This is a genomic window from Enterobacter cloacae complex sp. S3, from assembly GCF_014930495.1.
In the GTDB taxonomy this organism is placed as follows: domain Bacteria; phylum Pseudomonadota; class Gammaproteobacteria; order Enterobacterales; family Enterobacteriaceae; genus Enterobacter; species Enterobacter asburiae_B.
This window is the reverse complement of the sequence record NZ_JADBRD010000135.1, coordinates 1-1,228: the sequence shown is the minus strand read 5'-3', so window position 1 is coordinate 1,228 and position 1,228 is coordinate 1. Positions and strand designations below refer to the sequence as shown.

At 57.4% G+C, this 1,228-nt stretch carries 1 protein-coding gene and 1 pseudogene; both read right to left on the bottom strand.

Features of this window, described 5'->3' with window-relative positions:
- Window positions 1–11: 11 nt before the first annotated feature.
- The gene (gene xni / locus IM317_RS23850; RefSeq protein ID WP_033146432.1) at window positions 12–767 is read right to left on the bottom strand and encodes a flap endonuclease Xni; all 756 of its coding nucleotides are present in this window, start codon (window positions 765–767) and stop codon (window positions 12–14) included.
- A 112-nt stretch (window positions 768–879) separates the two neighbouring features.
- Window positions 880–1,228 (bottom strand): annotated as a pseudogene (gene sdaB / locus IM317_RS23845) (L-serine ammonia-lyase II); the annotation flags it as partial.

Genomic DNA, 1,228 nt, shown 5'->3' with positions numbered 1-1,228 from the left:
ACAGAAAAGCGTTAACGCTCTAATCTCAACTGCTGTAAATTCCCGTCCAGCTGTAAATCCGTCTGTAGCGTTGCGATTTCCCGGCAGATAAACGCCATCTCTTTATGCGCCTCCAGCTTCTTGCGCCACTTTTCTGGCACCTCATCCAGACGGGCGTAAATCCCTTCCAGACTCTGAAAATCCTTCAGCAGCTGCGCGGCGCTCTTCGGCCCAATACCGGCGACACCCGGAACCTTAGAGCTGCTGATGCCTGCCAGCCCCCAGTAATCCGGCAGTTGCTCAGGCGAGACGCCGAACTCGCTGGCAATAAACGGCGCGTCCAGCCAGCGTTTTTGAAAATAGTCGCGAATGCGGATAGTCGGAGAAAGCAGCTGGCAGTAGCCTTTGTCAGTTGAAACGATAGTGGCCTGATGTCCGGCGCTTGCCACCTTTACGGCCAGGGTGGACGCGAGATCGTCGGCTTCATTTCCCTGTGCACCCCAGCAGGGAACTCCCCGCTGTTCAAATGCAGCGCGCAGCATGGGCAATTCAGCGTGAAGATCGTCCGGCATCGGGGCGCGTCCGGCTTTGTAGTCGGGCAGACGCTGGTGTCGCCAGCCCGTGTTGCGGGCTTCGTCATCAAATACCGCGACCGCGTGGGTGGGTTCACTGTGGCGAATAAGCTGTTCCAGCGCGTGCAGACAGGTGTCTTTACAAGGCGTCCCCTGTACCGCATGGATACGGCGGATCAGGTTAAGAGCATCGACGATAAGTAAATGAACGGCCACAGATAATCTCCCTTCTATCTCATGCGTGAAGGGTAACACTGTCAGCAGCGTGAAACTATGAATGGTGGGGAAAACAGGAAGAAGCCTCGCAAAACGAGGCTTCCTGAGGGGCTTAATCGCAGGTCACGATCTTCATCGCCAGGCCGCCGCGAGAAGTTTCGCGGTATTTGGCGTTCATATCTTTACCGGTTTCGTACATGGTTTCGATAACCTTATCGAGACAGACGCGCGGCTCGCTGGTGCGGCGCAGCGCCATACGTGCCGCGTTCACCGCCTTCACGGAGGCAATCGCGTTACGTTCGATGCACGGTACCTGTACCTGTCCGGCAACCGGGTCACAGGTCAGCCCAAGGTTATGTTCCATGCCGATTTCCGCAGCAATGCACACCTGTGTCGGGCTTGCACCCAGCAGTTCGGCCAGACCCGCCGCCGCCATGGAGCACGCCACGCCGACTTCACCC